Annotated in this window: 16 protein-coding genes, 1 tRNA gene and 1 riboswitch; of the genes, 14 read left to right on the forward strand and 3 right to left on the reverse strand. The window is 63.9% G+C overall.

Features of this window, described 5'->3' with window-relative positions; translation table 11 throughout:
* The first annotated feature begins 160 nt into the window (after positions 1-160).
* The 13 genes from ACWA1U_RS11205 (at position 161) to ACWA1U_RS11265 (ending at position 14,197) form a co-directional block, all read left to right on the forward strand.
* Positions 161-3,568, forward strand: coding sequence for an Rne/Rng family ribonuclease (locus tag ACWA1U_RS11205; RefSeq protein ID WP_463722268.1), 3,408 nt, complete (start codon positions 161-163; stop codon positions 3,566-3,568).
* A gap of 155 nt (positions 3,569-3,723) precedes the next feature.
* Positions 3,724-3,839, forward strand: a riboswitch (TPP riboswitch).
* Positions 3,831-5,450: a bifunctional hydroxymethylpyrimidine kinase/phosphomethylpyrimidine kinase gene (locus tag ACWA1U_RS11210; protein WP_463722269.1), complete on the forward strand. Its 1,620-nt coding sequence runs from the start codon at positions 3,831-3,833 to the stop codon at positions 5,448-5,450. It overlaps the preceding riboswitch by 9 nt.
* Positions 5,451-5,619: 169 nt before the next feature.
* Positions 5,620-5,928 carry a 50S ribosomal protein L21 gene (gene rplU, locus ACWA1U_RS11215; RefSeq protein ID WP_463725021.1) on the forward strand — a complete coding sequence of 103 codons (309 nt, stop codon included), beginning with the start codon at positions 5,620-5,622 and terminating at the stop codon, positions 5,926-5,928.
* A gap of 68 nt (positions 5,929-5,996) precedes the next feature.
* Positions 5,997-6,257: a 50S ribosomal protein L27 gene (gene rpmA / locus ACWA1U_RS11220; protein ID WP_463722270.1), complete on the forward strand. Its 261-nt coding sequence runs from the start codon at positions 5,997-5,999 to the stop codon at positions 6,255-6,257.
* 131 nt (positions 6,258-6,388) lie between these two features.
* Entirely contained in the window at positions 6,389-7,981 is a 1,593-nt protein-coding gene (gene obgE, locus ACWA1U_RS11225; RefSeq protein ID WP_463722271.1) for a GTPase ObgE, read from the forward strand.
* A 61-nt stretch (positions 7,982-8,042) separates the two neighbouring features.
* Entirely contained in the window at positions 8,043-9,191 is a 1,149-nt protein-coding gene (proB, locus tag ACWA1U_RS11230; protein ID WP_463722272.1) for a glutamate 5-kinase, read from the forward strand.
* 59 nt (positions 9,192-9,250) lie between these two features.
* Complete coding sequence (locus ACWA1U_RS11235; protein WP_463722273.1) at positions 9,251-10,579, forward strand: glutamate-5-semialdehyde dehydrogenase; 1,329 nt, start codon at positions 9,251-9,253, stop codon at positions 10,577-10,579.
* A gap of 175 nt (positions 10,580-10,754) precedes the next feature.
* Positions 10,755-10,988 (forward strand): hypothetical protein, encoded by a 234-nt coding sequence (locus tag ACWA1U_RS11240; RefSeq protein ID WP_463722274.1) that lies wholly within the window; start codon positions 10,755-10,757, stop codon positions 10,986-10,988.
* Between the two features lie 95 nt (positions 10,989-11,083).
* Positions 11,084-11,686, forward strand: coding sequence for a nicotinate-nucleotide adenylyltransferase (gene nadD, locus ACWA1U_RS11245; RefSeq protein ID WP_463725022.1), 603 nt, complete (start codon positions 11,084-11,086; stop codon positions 11,684-11,686).
* 21 nt (positions 11,687-11,707) lie between these two features.
* A complete protein-coding gene (locus tag ACWA1U_RS11250) occupies positions 11,708-12,898 on the forward strand; it encodes a hypothetical protein (protein ID WP_463722275.1) in 1,191 nt (396 codons plus the stop codon).
* An 18-nt stretch (positions 12,899-12,916) separates the two neighbouring features.
* Positions 12,917-13,321, forward strand: coding sequence for a ribosome silencing factor (gene rsfS / locus ACWA1U_RS11255; RefSeq protein WP_463722276.1), 405 nt, complete (start codon positions 12,917-12,919; stop codon positions 13,319-13,321).
* The gene (locus tag ACWA1U_RS11260) at positions 13,318-14,016 is read left to right on the forward strand and encodes a histidine phosphatase family protein (protein ID WP_463722277.1); all 699 of its coding nucleotides are present in this window, start codon (positions 13,318-13,320) and stop codon (positions 14,014-14,016) included. Before rsfS ends, ACWA1U_RS11260 begins: the two co-directional genes overlap by 4 nt.
* Before the next feature lie 105 nt (positions 14,017-14,121).
* A tRNA-Ala gene (locus ACWA1U_RS11265) sits at positions 14,122-14,197 on the forward strand.
* Positions 14,198-14,289: 92 nt separating this feature from the next.
* Here ACWA1U_RS11265 and ACWA1U_RS11270 read toward each other — a convergent pair.
* On the reverse strand, positions 14,290-15,216 hold the full coding sequence (locus tag ACWA1U_RS11270) for a 5'-3' exonuclease (protein ID WP_463725023.1): 927 nt from the start codon (positions 15,214-15,216) through the stop codon (positions 14,290-14,292).
* Between the two features lie 108 nt (positions 15,217-15,324).
* Here ACWA1U_RS11270 and ACWA1U_RS11275 point away from each other — a divergent pair, with 108 nt between their 5' ends.
* Positions 15,325-16,443 (forward strand): App1 family protein, encoded by a 1,119-nt coding sequence (locus ACWA1U_RS11275; protein WP_463722278.1) that lies wholly within the window; start codon positions 15,325-15,327, stop codon positions 16,441-16,443.
* Between the two features lies 1 nt (position 16,444).
* On the opposite strand, the gene ACWA1U_RS11280 is transcribed toward ACWA1U_RS11275, so the two are convergent.
* Together ACWA1U_RS11280 and ACWA1U_RS11285 are read right to left on the reverse strand one after the other, a co-directional pair.
* Positions 16,445-17,302, reverse strand: a complete 858-nt coding sequence (locus tag ACWA1U_RS11280) for a DUF817 domain-containing protein (RefSeq protein ID WP_463722279.1) — start codon at positions 17,300-17,302, stop codon at positions 16,445-16,447.
* A 2-nt stretch (positions 17,303-17,304) separates the two neighbouring features.
* Positions 17,305-18,081, reverse strand: coding sequence for an oxygenase MpaB family protein (locus tag ACWA1U_RS11285; protein ID WP_463722280.1), 777 nt, complete (start codon positions 18,079-18,081; stop codon positions 17,305-17,307).
* Position 18,082: the final 1 nt, after the last annotated feature.

Consider the following 18,082-nt stretch of genomic DNA (forward strand, 5'->3'; position numbering starts at 1 on the left):
CTGGTCTTCGAGTGATGCCGCGCCCCATGGTTGGCGCGACCTCGAACGACACTATAACGACTTCCGGTTGACGCGAGCATAAGAGCCGCGGACAGCCGACCAAGCGCCTCGTGGGTGCCGGAATGTGGACGGCGTTTACGGGGGTGGAGCACAGCCGAATATGGATACAAACGCATCAGATTCCTCATTCCCCGATCAGTCGGAAGCGGGGACGGAGCAGCCCGCACCGGTTCAGAAGGCCACGCGTTCGCGGAAGAAGAACGACGACGCCGCCCCCGCAGTCTCCTCGGAAGAGGCAGCAGTAGCGCCGGCAGCAGCGCCCAAGGAAACGAAGGCGCCCCGTCGCAGGACCAGGGCTGCAGCGCAAACCGAAATCTCCCTTCCTGACCAGCCACAGCAGGCGCCAGCGATCGGCGCTCCCGTCCCGGCTGGATCCACTGAATCAGTTCACCCTGCTGCGTCAGCCGACCGGCCAGATTCAGCGCTGCCGTCTTCCGAGGTCAACGACCCCGCGGCCGCGGAAACAGCACAGCGCAAGCCGGCACGTGCCCGGCGCACCCGCAAGCCCGCCGAGCCCGTTGGGGAAACTGCTGCCCTCCAGGACCCCTTGCCACAGCAAGCCGCGGCGGAGGAACCGCCCAAGGCGGCCACGCGCCGTCGTCGTGCGACAAGCAAGGCGACCACCATCAGTGAGGCGGCCGATGAGGCGCCGGCCACGAACGAACTCCCGGATGCGCTGGTGGATGCGACGGGCGGTGAAGTTTCCGAAGGGGAATCGTCCGCTGAGAAGGCACGGGTAGAGGCTGCCGCACCTGCTAAAGCACGCAGCACACGCAGTACGCGCTCACGCACCAGGAAGAGTGATGCCGTCGTCGAATCGGACGCCGTAGCAGGCGCTGAGGCGGGTGTTGCGCCCGCAGAGTCAGCAACAAATTCCGGCGAAGGGTCCACCCAGCGAGCCCAGGCCGGTTCGCCCGCGCCGCAGGAGGCCCCTGAGGAGCAGCAGGAGTCCGGTACGCAGGTAGCGGAGGCAGGCCTCGATCCATTCCGCATCCCAGATTCCCCCATGTCGCTACTGTTCCACGCACCGGACCTCGCTGGGGTAGTTCGGGGTACTCCCCGGAGTACACCCAAGGCGGCCAGTGTCGAAAGCTCGGGCGAGGACGACGACGCCCCTGATTCTTCCGACGGTGAGGACGAAGGCAGCCGGAGCCGTCGCCGTGGCCGCAGGACACGCAACCGAGGACGGGGCAGCGAGTCCGAAACTGCTGGCTCGGAGGCCGATTCCACGCCGCAGGGACCAGCAGAATCCGAGGAAGGTGTAGGCGTAACCTCACGTCGTCGTCGTCGCCGCAGGCGTGGGGACGAGGACCTGGAGCTCACCGGCGGCCAGGACGATGATCCGCCGAACACAATCACCCGGGTACGTGCCCCGCGGCAAGCCCAGGAAGCACCGCCGTCGGACCGCGTCACCAGTGTCAAGGGATCAACCCGCCTGGAAGCAAAGAAGCAGCGCCGGCGTGAGTCCCGGGACTCCGGCCGCCGCCGTCAGGTCATTACGGAGGCGGAGTTCCTGGCCCGTCGTGAATCAGTGGACCGGCAGATGGTGGTCCGGCAGCGCGAAGACAGGATCCAGATCGGTGTCATGGAAGACGGTGTGCTCGCGGAGCACTTCGTCTCGAAGACGCAGCAGGATTCCCTGATCGGTAACGTCTACCTCGGCAAGGTCCAGAACGTGCTGCCCAGCATGGAAGCCGCGTTCGTGGACATCGGCCGCGGCCGTAACGCTGTGTTGTACGCGGGTGAAGTCAACTGGGATGCCGCAGGCCTTGACGGACAGCCGCGCCGGATCGAGCTTGCGCTGAAGTCCGGTGACCCGGTGCTGGTCCAGGTGACCAAGGATCCCGTCGGCCACAAGGGTGCGCGCCTGACCAGCCAGATCTCGCTGCCTGGACGCTACCTCGTGTATGTGCCGGGAGGTTCGATGACCGGCATCTCGCGCAAGCTTCCCGACGTCGAACGTAACCGCCTCAAGCGCATCCTGAAGGACCGTCTGCCCGAGAACGCGGGCGTCATCGTCCGGACCGCCGCGGAGGGTGCCAGCGAAGAGGAACTTACCCACGACATCAACCGGCTCCGTTCCCAGTGGGAGACCATTGAGGCCAAGGCTGGCTCCACCAAGACCCTCGCCCCGGAACTGCTGTACGGGGAGCCCGACCTCACCATCAAGGTTGTCCGGGACGTCTTCAACGAGGACTTCTCCAAGTTGATCGTTTCCGGCGAAGAGGCATGGGACACCATTGAGGCGTACGTCATGTACGTGGCCCCCGATCTGGTGGGACGGCTCGAGAAGTGGACGCAGAAGGAAGACATCTTCGAGGCGCGCCGCATCGATGAGCAGATCCACAAGGCCCTCGACCGCAAGGTATTCCTGCCCTCGGGCGGATCACTCGTGATCGACCGGACGGAAGCCATGACTGTGGTGGACGTCAATACAGGCAAATTCACCGGCAGCGGCGGAAACCTCGAAGAAACCGTCACCAAGAACAACCTTGAAGCGGCCGAGGAAGTGGTGCGCCAACTGCGTCTCCGCGACATTGGCGGCATCATTGTCATTGACTTCATCGACATGGTTCTCGAAGCCAACCGGGACCTGGTGCTGCGACGCCTGGTCGAGTGCCTGGGCCGTGACCGGACGAAGCACCAGGTTGCGGAGGTCACCTCGCTGGGCCTTGTCCAGATGACCCGTAAGCGGATGGGCACAGGGCTCCTCGAAGTGTTCGGCGAGAACTGTGAGCACTGTGGCGGTCGCGGTGTCGTGACGCACGACGAGCCAGTGGAACACCGGCGTCATGCCGTCTCGGGGGAGAATCACCAGCAGCACCTCCGCCAGGAAAAGATGACCCGGAGTGAGCGCAAACGGAACCGCGTGAAGAGCCCTCCGGAGGAGGAGCAGGCACCGCTCGTTCCCGAGCCCAAGGTCGACGACGCCGAGCGCGCGGCTCGCGCGGAAGCAGCCCGGGCGGCGCTCGCGAACATTGCCGCTGCTACCCACGCGGCGCATGAGCACGAGGATCACCGGGAAGAGCAGCCGCACGCGTCCGCTTCGGTCCTCACCATCAACGGTGAGACTGTGACGCTGCCTCGCGGAGATGCTGCCCCGGCCCCCACCGCGGAGGAGCCTCGCCTGACCCTGGAGAGCCTCACGGAAGCGTTCAACCGGCACCAACCGGCAGCTTCCGGGAACAACTCCGGGCCGGCCGCGGAAGCCTCCAACGAGCCGGCAAGAGAGTTCTGGAAGACCGGATCTGAGGGGGGTTCTGTGGATCCTTCCGTTGCTCAGGCTGGAGGCGCCCAGCCGGCGTCCAAGGGCCGCCGCAATCGCCGCCGTGTCGCCAGCAGCGCCCAGGGTTCCGCATCAGGAGCCACCATTGAACGTACCGCCGGTGACGCTTCGACTGCCGCCGGGACCCAGCATGTGGCGAAGGTGGAGAAGGTCGCGGAGAAGCCGAAAGCTACGGAGGAGCCGATGATCCTGGGCGTGGGAGTTCCCGCCTCGGATTTGTAGGCAGTTTCTCCGGCCCAGCCGGGTTCCGGAGCAGTATTGACGGCGCGCCACGTTTTCGTGGCGCGCCGTTCCCGTGCCTTCACGATGTGCCCATGCTGGCTCCTGCCCGTCTGCGGTGAGAGGAGTTGGCCCGCCGCTGCTGCGGTAGGGTTGTGCGCAGTGACACGCGGTGCCGGCTCCCGGCTGAGATAAAACGCGTTGAACCTGATCTAGAGACGGCCGCTTACCTGGCGGCCGCTGGCCTAGCGGAGGGATGTCGCGAATGAGTATTCGCACGCTCGATGAGCACACCGAACCACACACCGATTCAAACACCGCATTGTCGGAGGATAGGCTGCCCGGCGGCGGAGTCGGCACCATTCCACGCGTGCTCAGCATCGCCGGCACCGACCCGACCGGCGGTGCGGGTATCCAGGCAGACCTCAAGAGCATCGGTGCGCATGGCGGATACGGCATGGCAGTGGTCACGTCGCTGGTCGCCCAGAACACCCGCGGCGTGCGCAGCGTTCACACGCCGCCGTCGTCATTCCTGCTCGAGCAGCTCCAGGCCGTAAGCGACGATGTCGTCATCGACGCTGTGAAGATCGGGATGCTCGGGGATGCAGACACTATCCGAACGGTGCGTGAGTGGCTGCCGTCCGCGCCGGGCGCCGTCGTCGTTCTAGACCCGGTGATGGTTGCCACCAGTGGCGACCGGTTGCTGGCAACCGAGGCGGAGGACGCGCTGCGTGCGCTGGTGCCGCTGGCAGACCTTGTGACGCCGAACATCCCGGAACTGGCTGTCCTCCTGGGTGAGCCGGTGGCCAAGACCTGGGAGGCAGCGCTCGAGCAGGGGAAGAAGCTGGCGTCGTCTGCAGGTACCGCGGTTCTGGTCAAGGGCGGGCATCTCGGCGGCACAGACTGCCCCGACGCACTCGTGGAGCCGACCGGAGCGGAAGTAACCGTGACGGTGGTTGGTGGCCCGCGGGTGCAGACCCGCAACACCCACGGGACGGGATGCTCGCTGTCCGCGGCGCTGGCAACCGTGCAGGTACGCACGAGGGATTGGCACCAATCCCTCGCCACGGTGAAGGTATGGCTTCGCGGTGCGTTGGAAAGGGCTGACGAACTTCAGGTGGGGGAGGGCAACGGCCCGATCCATCACTTCCACGCCTTTGACGGGGCGCACAGCGACGAGCACACGGAGGGAGCCGTGGAAGGGATGGGGGAACGCCGCTTCAGTGAGCAGGCCTGGGCACTCACCGAACGCCACCGTGAAGCGATAGGCTCCTTGGGATTTGTTGCCGCGCTGGGAGAGGGCACGCTACCCGCAGACCAGTTCGCCTACTACCTCGCGCAGGATGCCCTTTACCTGCGGGAGTACTCGCGAGTGCTCGCCCGCGCCAGTTCGCTTGCGCCGACGGAAGCCGAGCAGTTGTTCTGGGCCAATGGTGCGAGGAACTGCCTGGAGGTGGAATCCGAGCTTCACCGCACATGGCTCGATGGGCGGGGTCCCTTACCGGCGCAGGGACCCGTGACCAAGGCCTACGTCGACCATCTCCTGGCAGCAGCGGCGAACTCCAGTTATGCGGTCCTCGTTGCAGCGGTGTTGCCTTGCTACTGGCTGTACGCCCATGTGGGCACGGCACTGCATGCGCAGTGGAGTGTGTCCGAGAATCCCGGGGAGCATGCCTACGCTGCCTGGATCAGGACGTACTCGGATCCGGCGTTCGCAGAAGCAACGTCCCGGGCTATCGACTACGCCGATACTGCCTTCAGCAGTGCTTCGCCGTATGATCGATCCGGCATGCTTGCGGCTTTCGAGGCCTCGGCCTGGTATGAACATGAGTTTTTCGACGCGCCGACACGGCCTGATTTGCGGGAATCCGCGAGATTGCCGTAATCTGGATCTTCGGTGCGGGCGCCCTCGTATGTCTATTTTGAAATGACTATCTTCGGGGCGTGTATGCGCCGCGAGTGCACTTAGCACCTCCGGCTGCGCTGATAAGGCGTACGGCCCCGGAAAACAGCACGCAAAACAGTTTTGATCGTCGAGAGAAGTGAGTTCCCAAGTGGTGTACGCGATTGTCCGCGCAGGCGGCCGCCAAGAAAAGGTTTCTGTGGGAGACCTCGTTACCCTTGACCGCGTCCCCGGTGAGGCCGGCACCAGCTTCAAGCTGCCTGCTCTCCTTCTGGTCGACGGCGACAAGGTAACTTCAGCAGCAAATGACCTCGCAAAGGTTACTGTTACTGCCGAGATCATCGAGAACCTTCGTGGTCCGAAGATCGTCATTCAGAAGTTCAAGAACAAGACCGGCTACAAGAAGCGCCAGGGTCACCGTTCCGAGCTCACCAAGGTCAAGATCACGGGTATCAAGTAACCGTTCGCGGTTGCTGATCCAACAGGTTCTCCTGGTTCCCAGAATTTAGTAGAAGGCAGGCATAGCAGATGGCACATAAGAAGGGTGCGAGTTCCACTCGCAACGGTCGCGACTCCAACGCCCAGTACCTCGGCGTCAAGCGCTTTGGCGGCCAGGTTGTCAAGGCAGGCGAGATCATCGTCCGCCAGCGCGGTACCCACTTCCACCCCGGAGCCAACGTTGGCCGCGGTGGGGATGACACGCTGTTCGCCCTTGAGGCCGGTGCCGTTGAATTCGGTACCCGCCGCGGGCGCCGCGTTGTCAACATCGTGGGCGCGGTAGCCGAGTAGTACTCGCAACCGCACACCGCGCGTTCAACACGCGTCAGATTTCCGGTGGGGTGAGCCAGACTGGCTCACCCCACCTTCTTTTAAGCCGGATAGACTCGGCATCGATGTGATTTATGCAAGAGGAGTACACCGTGGCAAGCTTCGTTGACCGGGTTGTTCTGCACGTGTCCGGGGGCACGGGCGGCCACGGCTGCGTCTCTGTCAAGCGTGAGAAGTTCAAGCCGTTGGGTGGGCCCGACGGCGGCAACGGCGGCGACGGCGGCGCTGTGATTCTCCGGGTGGACTCCCAGACAACTACTCTCCTCGACTACCACCATGCCCCACACAGGCACGCCACCAACGGCGGAAACGGCATGGGGGACTGGCGCGAAGGGCGCAGGGGCGAAACCCTGATCCTTCCGGTCCCTGACGGCACGGTTGTGAAAACAAGGGACGGCGAAGTACTCGCTGACCTCGTGGGCACGGGAACCGAATTCATCGCGGCTGCCGGTGGCCAGGGAGGGCTGGGTAACTCCTCGCTTTCCTCCCAGAAGCGCAAGGCGCCAGGTTTCGCACTGCTCGGAATTCCCGGGGACGCGCGGGACGTCGTGCTCGAGCTCAAGTCCATTGCCGACATCGCGCTGGTTGGTTTTCCCTCTGCTGGCAAGTCGAGCCTGATTGCGGCTATGTCAGCTGCCCGGCCTAAGATCGCCGACTACCCGTTCACCACCCTTCGCCCGAACCTCGGTGTTGTTGAAGCCGGCGAGACCATCTTCACCATCGCAGATGTGCCCGGACTGATCGAGGGAGCAAGCGAAGGGCGCGGGCTCGGACATGACTTCCTGCGCCATGTGGAGCGCTGCGCCGCCCTGGTGCACGTCCTCGATTGCGCAACTCTCGAGGCTGACCGCGACCCACTCAATGACCTCGCGATCATCGAACAGGAACTCGAGCGCTACGCCGTCGACATGAGCTACGCCGGACCAGGCGGAGAAGTGATTCCGCTGAACGAAAGGCCACGCCTGGTCGCCCTCAACAAGGTGGATGTTCCTGACGGACGGGACATGGCAGGTTTTGTGCGTCCTGAGTTGGAGTCACGCGGCTACCGGGTGTTCGAAGTATCCGCGTCAAGCCACGAAGGTCTCCGGCAACTCGGGTTTGCGATGGCAGAGATCGTCCGCGAGGCGCGGGAAAAGCTCAAAGCCGAGCCACCCGTCGTCGTTCCTTCGGTTGTGCGCCCACGCGCAGTCAATTCGAAGGGTTACATCATCCGCCGCGAGGAAAAGAACCTCGAGCCTCTGTTTCGAGTCCTTGGCGAAAAGCCGGAACGCTGGGTCAAGCAGACTGATTTCACCAATGACGAAGCTGTTGGCTACCTCGCTGACCGGCTCGCCAAGCTGGGTGTCGAGGAACAGCTGTTCCGCAGTGGCGCCAAGCCGGGAGACACTGTGGTGATCGGTGAGGGTGACGGCGTCGTCTTCGACTGGGAACCCACCATGATGGGTGGTGCGGAGTTGCTCGCCTCCCCTCGTGGAACCGACCTCCGGCTGGAAGAGCTCATCCGGCCTACCCGCGACGAGAAGCGGGAGGACTACCAGGGCCGCAAGGATGCCCGCGCAGCCGCCCGCGCGGAACTGGAAGCCGAGCGCAAGGCCGGGATCTGGACAGAGTCGGTCAATTACAAGCACCAGCAAGCTGGCGCCGCTGCCAAGACGGACGCCAAGCCGGCACCGGACGAAGACTGAGCGTAGCAATTTACATACTCTGACTGCCGCACACCCGACGAGAAAGCGACCGAAGGAATAGATGACAGCAAAGCGCCCTCTCAAGACCCGATCCGGCTTGGCCAAGGCCCAGCGAGTTGTGGTGAAGGTAGGTTCGTCCTCACTGACCTCACTCTCCGGAGGACTCTCCGATGAAGCGCTGTTTGCACTCTCCGACACCCTGGCCGTGCGCCACAATGAGGGAACCGAGATCATCCTCGTGTCCTCTGGCGCTATTGCGGCGGGGCTGGCGCCGCTGGGTTTGTCACGGCGCCCCAACCAGCTCTCCTCCCAGCAGGCAGCCGCAAGCGTGGGCCAGGGACTGCTCATGGCGCGCTACACGCACGCCTTCGGCGCGCACGGAGTCACCGTCAGCCAGGTGCTCCTGACGCTTGATGACCTGATGCGCAGAAGCCACTACGCGAATGCACACCGCGCGATGGAGCGGCTCCTGAACTTCCGGGTCATCCCCATCGTGAATGAGAATGACACGGTCGCAAGCTCAGAGATCCGCTTCGGCGACAATGACCGCCTCGCAGCCCTGGTCGCGCACCTGGTGAAGGCCGACGCCCTGGTCCTGCTCTCCGACGTCGATTCGCTCTACGACGGTCCGCCGAAAGAGGGGTCCAGGCGTATTCCCGAAGTGCGCGGTCCGGAGGATCTTGAAGGCGTCAGCATTGGAAGAACGGGCAAGGCCGGCGTCGGGACCGGCGGTATGGTCACAAAGGTCGAGGCTGCCACTATCGCCGCGTCATCCGGTATCCCCGCCCTGGTCACCTCGACGGAAAATGTGGGACCTGCACTGGCAGGGGAGGACGTCGGGACGTGGTTCAGTACCAACGGCCGCAGGCAGCCCATCCGGTTGCTGTGGTTGGCGCATCTGGCACGGATTCAGGGGACGCTGACGCTGGACGACGGCGCGGCCAGGGCGGTGAGCGAACGACGCCGGTCCCTTCTTCCTGCGGGCATTGTTTCCGTAAGCGGCGAGTTCGAAGCCGGGGACCCCGTTGAAATGGTGGACAAGAACGGCACCGCGGTAGCCCGCGGACTGGTGAATTACAGCTCCTTCGAGCTGCCGAGAATGCTCGGCAGGTCAACGCGGGAGTTGTCCCGCGAACTCGGCCGGGAGTACGAGCGTTCAGTGGTCCACGTCAATGATCTGGTTGTACTTCAGACCGTCGCGGGGGCCTGAACGGACATCGTTTGGGCGGTGCCATCGATATACCTTGAACACCTCGTTAGGATTGGGTGATGACTTCCGTGACCACACAGCAGACCCAGACGCCCTCCGCGAAAGCCTCCGAGGCTGCGGAGCCGGCGGTGGATGTCGAGCAGGCTGTGCACGCCATCGCCGACCGGGCGAGGGCGGCTTCACGCCTCGTGGCCCGCGCAAACCGCTCGCATAAGGACAAGGCACTCTCGGCGATCGGCGAGGCCCTGGTTGCCCGGAAAGACGCAATCCTGCGGGCAAACGCACTTGATCTCGAAGCGGGCCGCGCCAATGGAACTTCCAAAGCGCTGCTGGACCGGCTCAGCCTTACCGAGGAGCGCATCGGCGGACTGGCGTCCGCCCTCGAAAATCTCGCGGGGCTCCCGGATCCGGTGGGCACCGTTGCGCGGGGCCAGACACTGCCGAACGGGGTGCGGCTCCGACAGGTGCACGTACCTCTTGGCGTTGTCGCCGCCATTTATGAGGCGCGGCCCAACGTGACCGTGGACATCGCAGGGCTGGCCCTGAAAAGCGGTAACGCCGTGATTCTCCGTGGCGGCAGCGCGGCAGCGAATACCAACGCTGCGCTCCTTGGCATCATCCGGGATGCACTCGACCGGACGGGCCTGCCGGCGGATGCTGTGCAAACCGTTGACGAGTTTGGACGCGAGGGCGCCAACGTCCTGATGAAGGCACGCGGACGCGTGGATGTGTTGATTCCCCGTGGCGGACACGACCTCATTCAAACCGTAGTCAGGAACGCTGCCGTGCCGGTCATTGAGACGGGCGAGGGAAATGTGCACATCTACCTCGATGAGAGCGCCAGCGAGGATATGGCCGTGGATATCCTGCTCAATGCCAAAACCCAGCGCCCAAGCGTGTGCAATACCGTGGAGACGCTGCTCGTGCATAAAGACGCGCAGGCGGCACCGGCGGTGCTCCGAGCCCTGGCTGAAGCTGGCGTGCGCCTGCACGCCGATTCCCGAATCCAGGCCATCCTCCCCGACGGCGTCACGGCTGACGAGGCCACTGACGAGGACTGGGCGCGCGAGTACATGGACCTGGACCTGGCCGTCGCGATGGTCGACTCCGTGGAGGACGCACTGGAGCACATCCGGAGCTGGAGCACGGGCCATACGGAAGCCATCATCACCAATAACCTGACCCACTCCGAACAGTTCATTGCGGGTGTGGACTCGGCGGCCGTCATCGTGAATGCCTCCACCCGATTCACCGATGGAGGAGAGTTGGGGCTCGGCGCTGAGGTCGGGATCTCCACGCAGAAGATGCACGCGCGCGGGCCGATGGGGCTGCGTGAACTGACCACCACAAAGTGGATCATTCAGGGCGACGGCCACATCCGCCGGTAGGCCGCCGGAGCGTAATCTCCTGTCATGCGTATCAGCCCCGAAGTTCGAGTGCCCCGCTGATAACGCGTACCATGGGAGGTAAATCACGCGCTGTCCCGCGCCCTGCCCGCGTTTCATCCGCGTCCGCTTAGGAATCGGGGCGGCAGGCGCTCACACCGTTCCCAAGGGGAGAAGAATGCTGACCCAGATGCTCGCAGTCGTTGCCAGTGAAACCGCTGAACATCACACGGAGCTGCCCATGCCGGCCATCGCGTATGGCGGCATCATGATGGGCATTCTCCTTCTGCTGATGTTCGTTACCATCGCTTTCACCAGCCTCGGGCACCGCCACGAGGCCGTGGAAGAGCACGGTGACCCTCATCGCCAGCACCCCAACAAGCACGATCACGGCGAAACCGCCTCGCACTGATCTCCTTGACCGAAGCTTCCGGAAAACCCATCGAGCACGGGCTGAGCCCAAATGCTCCTGTGCGTGACGGCTCAGCCCGCTGGCGCCTGGGAGTCATGGGCGGAACGTTTGACCCAATTCATCACGGCCACCTTGTAGCTGCGAGCGAAGTGGCAGCGGCGTTCGACCTGGACGAGGTGGTCTTCGTGCCGACTGGCCAGCCGTGGCAGAAGAACGCCAAGGAAGTCAGCCCCGCCGAGCACCGGTACTTGATGACCGTGGTTGCCACGGCGTCCAACCCAAGCTTCACGGTGAGCCGCGTGGACATCGATCGGCCGGGGCCAACCTACACGATCGACACGCTGCGGGACCTTAAGGCTACGCGCCCGGAGGCGGAGCTGTTCTTCATCACCGGTGCGGACGCCATGGCCCAGATCCTGTCCTGGAAGAACGTGGATGAGCTCTGGTCGCTGGCTCACTTTGTGGGTGTGACCCGGCCTGGTCATGTTCTGAGCAGCGAGGGTAAGGATGTCAGCCTCATGGAGGTTCCGGCGATGGCCATCTCCTCCACTGACTGCAGGCGGCGTGTTTCGGACGGTGAGCCGGTTTGGTACTTGGTGCCGGACGGTGTGGTGCAATACATCGCAAAGCACGGACTGTACGTGTTGAACGGCCGCCCGGGGGAGCGGAAACAGTCAGAAGTGTCCATAACAACATGACAACCACTGGGTGAAGAAGTAATGAGTAACGGTCACGAGTCCGCACAGAGCCGGAGGGCGCTTCGGCAATCGCGCGCTGTCTCCGACGAGGACCAGCCGCTGCCTGACGAAGCCTCCGAAACCGGAACAAATCAGGCGCCAGTGGATGCTGAGCAGTCCGCGGAGATCTCATCGCCTGACGATGCACAGCCGCGGGAGAGGCGCAGCAGGCGGGCTGCTGACGTACCAGTGGACGCCCCCTCCTCGACGGAGCGTGAGCGTGTTTCCCAGGTACGGGCACGCGACCGTGAGACGTTACGCAGCTACCGCGCTTTAGCGGACAAGCAGCCTGAGCAGGAAGCCGGGATTCCCACCCGGAGGCAGTTGCGGCTTCAGCAGCAAGCAGCCGCTGGGCACCAGACCCAGCCGGGCGCTGTCCTGCCGGTTCCGCCGGCAAGTCCTCTACTGGCAGCGCCGCCCGTGGATAAAACTCAGCTGACCGTGGAGCAGGCACTGGCGGCGCGTGAGGCAATCATCGGCCAGGCGCAGAACCAGGTGGCCATGATGGAGGCTGCGGCGAAGGATGATCCTTTCTCGGTGGACCTTGAGATCCTGGCCCAGCAGAAGGCGCTTGCGGAACGCGCAGCAATCCTCAACACCCGTGCGCAGAAGATCCAGCAGCTCACCCAGGAAAACCGGCAGCGCAAGCCGGTACTGAATGACCCAACTACGGCACACAACCTGTCGATCGTTTCGCCAGTGGAGTTTATTCAGGTCGGCAAAGCCGAAGACTCATCCTCGCCGGCGCCGTCGACTTCCCACATACCGGTGGTTCGCCCGGCTGTGCCGAGGCAGCGTCCCGTTGCCGGTGTACTCGCGCCCGCCGTCATTCCCGGTCCTGGTGCCGGGACCGACGACGGCGTGCAGCCGGCTGTCACAGCATCACCGGTTTCGAGCGGAGAGGATTTGTCAGCTCTTTCCCCGGATTCTGCGGGGCGTTCGCGCGTGCTCGCCCAGGCCGAGGCAATGGCGCTCGGGCCGCGGCGCCACGGGTCCGACGACGCCTCACCCGTCCGCGCACGAAGTGCCTACGGGCTCGAGCCCCTCGACGCTATGACCGCAGGGCTGGCGCGCGTGCAACGCATGCGGATAGTGCAGTATTCAGTACTTGGATTGGGCGCCCTTGCGCTCATTACCGGAATCATGATGATTGTCGGCGGCTTTGGCGGCTGACTACACCCTAGGAGATCAGTGAGCGCATCGGAATCGTCCATCGCTATAGCCCGTACTGCTGCGCGTGCGGCGTCGGACAAAATTGCACAGGACATAGTGGCCATCGACGTCAGCGAACGTTTAGCCATTACGGATATTTTCCTGGTCGCATCTGCGCCCAGTGAGCGGCAGGTGAACGCCATTGTCGACGGCATTGAGCAGGAACTTGCCAAACAGGATCTCAAGCCCGTTAGACGGGAGGGGAGAAGCCAGGGCCGGTGGGTCCTGCTCGATTACGCAGAAGTGGTTATCCACGTACAGCACGAAGAGGACCGGGTGTTCTATGCCCTTGAGCGGCTCTGGGGAGACTGCCCGGCCGTGGACCTCCAACTCGATGACACCGTGAACGCCGTCGGCTCTGAAGCCGGCACTGATACAGAGTGAGGCAGCGCGCTGTCGACAGCGCGGCAGGTGATTCTGCACCTTCTGGCCGAAGGATAGTCTTCTGGCGGCATGGGCGGACGGAGTGGAACCTGCACGGACTCTTCCAGGGGCAGGAGGACATCCCCCTTGACGGTGTCGGTCGGCGGCAGGCCGCTGACGCAGCGCGCGAACTGGCGCATCTCAGCCCAGCTTTGATCCTGTCCTCGGACCTTGAGCGTGCGCGGGAGACTGCCGCAGAGCTGGGTTCGCTGACGGGCCACGCGGTTGAAGCCGATGTGAGGTTGCGCGAAACCTTCGCCGGTCAGTGGCAGGGGCTCTCGTTCGATGAGATCGGCCGGCGCTTCCCGGAAGACCAGCAGCGTTGGCACGCAGGTGACCCGAAAATCCCGGCTGGCGGCGGCGAAAGCCGAACGGACGTCGCCGCACGAATGCTTTCCTGCGCCGTCGAATCCGCTGGCCGGCTTGCTCATGGTCAGACCGTCGTGCTGGTAAGCCATGGCGGGGCGATCCGCTCCGGCATCGCTGCCTTGATGGGGATTCCACCCGGCAACTGGGGTGCGCTCGCTGGCGTGGCAAACTGCCATTGGTCTGTGCTTGAGGAGCTGAGTTCCTTTCCTCACGGGACGCTGAAATGGCAGCTGACGGAGCACAATGTGGGCTTGGCATCCATGCCGTCGACTCCGCTTGAAGGGTGACTCCGAAGACTGGCTGAGAGCCTGTTTCGATTTTGCGGGGGCTCGAAAATTTACTACACTAAACAAGTTGCTTCGGCGGATGTTTACCTGCGGAAGCACAGGTTTGGGGCTGTGGCGCAGCTGGTAGCGCACCTGCATGGCATGCAGGGGGTCAGGGGTTCGAGTCCCCTCAGCTCCACCAACGGAACCCCGGGTGTACCCGGGGTTCCGTTCGTTAAACAGCCTTCCCTCGCCTTGGTCTGAGCTTGGTAAGGACACTAGAGAGACAGTGCCCTATTTTGGACTACCCGGGCGCCCTTCATAGACTTTCAGTACCCGTTCGGCAGCTCCGCCGAGGTTCCAATCAGCTGCGAGTTCGCGGACTTTCTCGAACGACGCCGTTCCGAGAGGTGCGATGCGGGCGTCAAAATCCCCCAGCTTGAGATCGCGGACTACCTGTACAACGGTGGGCGCCACGGAGAGGTAATCTGCTGCGGCCGCGAGTTTCTGCCTGATCGACGCAGACATAGCCGTAGAGGAATCAGTGCCGGCCTCGATGATCCCGTCCAGGTCGGCGAAGTCCTTCAACAATCCCGCAGCCGTCTTCTCACCGACTCCCGACACGCCGGGCAACCCGTCTGATGTGTCACCCCGGAGAGCCGCGAAGTCAGCGTACTGGCTGGGGAGCACCGCATACTTGCCGACAACCGTGACATCCGTCCAGGTTTCGAGCTTGCTCATTCCGCGGGCGGTGTAGAGGACGCGGACGTCGCGTTCGTCATCGATCAGCTGAAAAAGGTCCCGGTCGCCGGTGACGATATCCACGGGCATGGCTGCCTGGGTGGCCAGGCTGCCGATGACGTCGTCGGCCTCATGCTCGGCTGCCCCGATGATCGGAATACCAAGCGCGGTCAGCAGTTCACGGATGAGCGGCAGCTGAGCCACCAGGCCGGGCGGTGTTTCCTCAACGTCCACGCCCCCGTCAACCGTTTTCGAGACCCTGTGCTCCTTATAGCTCGGGATGAGATCCACCCTCCACTGTGGCCGCCAATCGTCATCCCAACAGGCCACCAAATGGGTGGCCTTGTAGTCGGTGACCAGCCGCGCGATCATGTCGAGCAGGCCGCGCGCAGCATTGACCGGCGTGCCGTCAGGTGCCTTCAGGCTGTCGGGCAGTCCGTAGAACGCACGAAAGTAGAGGGACGGGGTGTCAAGGAGCATCAGTCGGTCGGCCACCCTACGATCCTGCCACGCTCGACGCGCAGCGGACGAGGGTGAGCGGCAGGTAACCTCTGCGGCGGCAGTCCGTCATCATGACAGACTGGTTCCATGGCAACCGACAACGCACCCGTCCCTCCTGCGTCCGCACATCCGGAGGGCATTCGCGAGCGTACGCATCTCGGACTGCTGATCGGCGATACGTGGCACGCACTGCAGACCCGGATCGCGGAGCGCCGTGGGAGAGTCGAAACGATCATCCCCTACACCGGATACGGGACCACCAAGTGGATCCGCGTGCTCGGCAGGGTTGTTCTGTCCAACCCCCGCGATCTCCAGCCGGCCACGGGCAAGGACCTGATGAAGCCGTTGAAGGAAGGGCTCCGGGGGTGGCGCAACTTCACAAGCGCACCCGTGCGGCACGCCGAGGTGACGCTGGAATTCAACGGCTCCTCCGCCGTCGTGCACGCTGACCGCGGAGGTGTGATCGACGCGCACATCGAGGCTGAACTCGAGCCCGGTTGGCACACCGTCCTGATCCGCTCCGGTGACGAGGTTGTAGCTGATGCGCCCCTCAGGGTGGTCGAAGACGACGTGACCTTCGGCGTTGTCTCGGACATCGACGACACCGTCATGGTGACCGCACTCCCGCGGCCTTTCCTTGCGGCCTGGAACACCTTCGTTCTCGACGAACATGCCCGGACGCCAACGCCCGGGATGTCCGTTTTGATGGAGCGCATTGTGCGCAAGAACCCGGCCGCGCCCGTCCTGTACCTTTCCACGGGTGCATGGAACGTTGCGCCGGCCCTCACCCGGTTCCTCTCGCGCAATCTCTACCCGGCGGGACCCAAGCTGCTCACAGACTGGGGCCCCACCCGGGACCGCTGGTTCCGCAGCGGACAGGAACACAAGCGTTCGTCGCTCGAGCGGTTGGCGCAGGAGTTCCCGTCCGTCAAGTGGCTCCTGATCGGGGACGACGGCCAGCACGACGAAGCGATCTACGCCGAGTTCGCCCGCAACCATCCGGATAGGGTCAGGGCGATCGCGATCCGTCAGTTGTCGGCGGGTGAGGCCGTACTTGCCGGCGGTCGTTCCAAGGGCAGTCCTGCCGGATCAACTCCGGGAATCCCCTGGATCTACGCGGGCGACGGCGCAGGCATGGCAGAGCAGCTCAGCGAGCTGGGCATCGTTGACGGAGCCATGCGCATCGATCCTGAGGACGAAGCCTGAGTCAGGAGGCCGCTCCGGGCTGTCGCGGCTTGTACACCCAGGCCACGAGCACCACGGAGATGATCATCAGGAGAAACCACGAGCCGAGCTTCTCGGGTGCCACGACCTGCCAACTGTCCGCCTGATCAGGGTAGAGCCACGCTCCGGCCAACGTTCCGAGGTTCTCGGCGATCCAGATGAAAATCGCAACCAGGAGGAAAGCCAGGACGAGCGGCATCCGGAAGGTTGAGCGAAATACGCGGAAGTGCATCACGCAGGGGCCGAACAGGGCGAGCACCAGTGCCAGCAGGATCCACCTGGCATCGAAGACGTAGTGGTGCGTGAAGAAGTTGACGTAGATGGCCGCTGCGAGGATTGCCGTAATCCGCCTGCGTGGGTACCTCGTGAACCTCAGGTCGAAGAGCCGGTATACGCGCACCATGTAGGAACCGACTGCCGCGTACATGAAACCGCTGAACAACGGCACCCCCAGGACACGAAGAACCCCATCCGCTTCGTAGGACCAGGACCCGACGTCGGTCTTGAAGAGTTCCATCACCGTGCCGACCAGGTGGAAGAGGATGATCACCCGCAGCTCCCGGGCGGTCTCCAGGCCGGTGACGATCATGAGCACCTGAATGCACACGGCGGCGATGGTCAGGAAGTCGTTTCGCGCCAGCGCGGCGTCGTCGGGGTACCAGAGCCGGGCACACATGATTACCGCCAGCAGGGCGGCACCGAAAATGCAGGCCCAACCCTGCTTCAGGCCGAAAACGACGAACTCAGTGAGGCCCGCCCGTAGACCACTGCCCTCACGGCGGTCGAGGAACCGGTGTGCCCTGGAATCGATGAACTGTTCTACAGCAGTGAATCCCCGCACGCCTATCCGTCCCGCTGATCCAGTTGCCGGAGGCAGTAATCCCGGAACGCATACCTCACCCGCTTCGGTAGGCGCGGGTAGGTGAGGGCGGTGAACCTCATCAGCGCGTCGAAGGCCTGCTGGTGCCACCGGCCCCACGGCAGGTTGAACTCCCTTCTCAGCTGCTCGGGGAGGAAACCCGCCGTCAGGAAGCGGGCCAGGGGCATCGAAGCCCGCAACCAGCGGGGTCCGCTTGATGGGTGTAGCAATTGCCGGGCGACCCGACGCGTCAAAGCATCGGTCCTTAGTTCGGCGCTCTTGCCGCGCCAGTAGGCAGCGAAGGCGTCCCTGTCCGCGGGCCAGCGATCAGCCGGCATCTGAAGTGCACTGCCAAGGACGGCATACTCGCGATAGATGCGGTCGGCTGACTCGGCGTCGAGCTCGCCGAAGACGCGCTCGTGCACGGTGATCGCCGTGTCATAGAGTGTGGCAACCACCCAGAGCTGGGAATCGGCGTTGAATGCGCTGTAGGACTGGGTGCTTCCCGTCTCAGCGCGAACGGGCGCATGCGCCCGGTTGACCCGACGGCGGACCGAATCGAGCTGGCCTTCGTCGCCGTAGACGACGGCGTACACATAAGTCATGGTGCCCACCAGCCGGTCCATGGGTCGCCCGGTGAAATCGCTGTGGTCAGCTATGCCGCGCCCTATCGCGGGGTCTGCAAGTTGGAGCAGGATCGCCCGGCCGGCTCCGGCCAGTAGGCCGGCCTCCGCTCCGATATCGGTGAGTCCCAGGGCCATC

It is taken from the genome of Arthrobacter sp. TRD_SC_6, assembly GCF_055361185.1.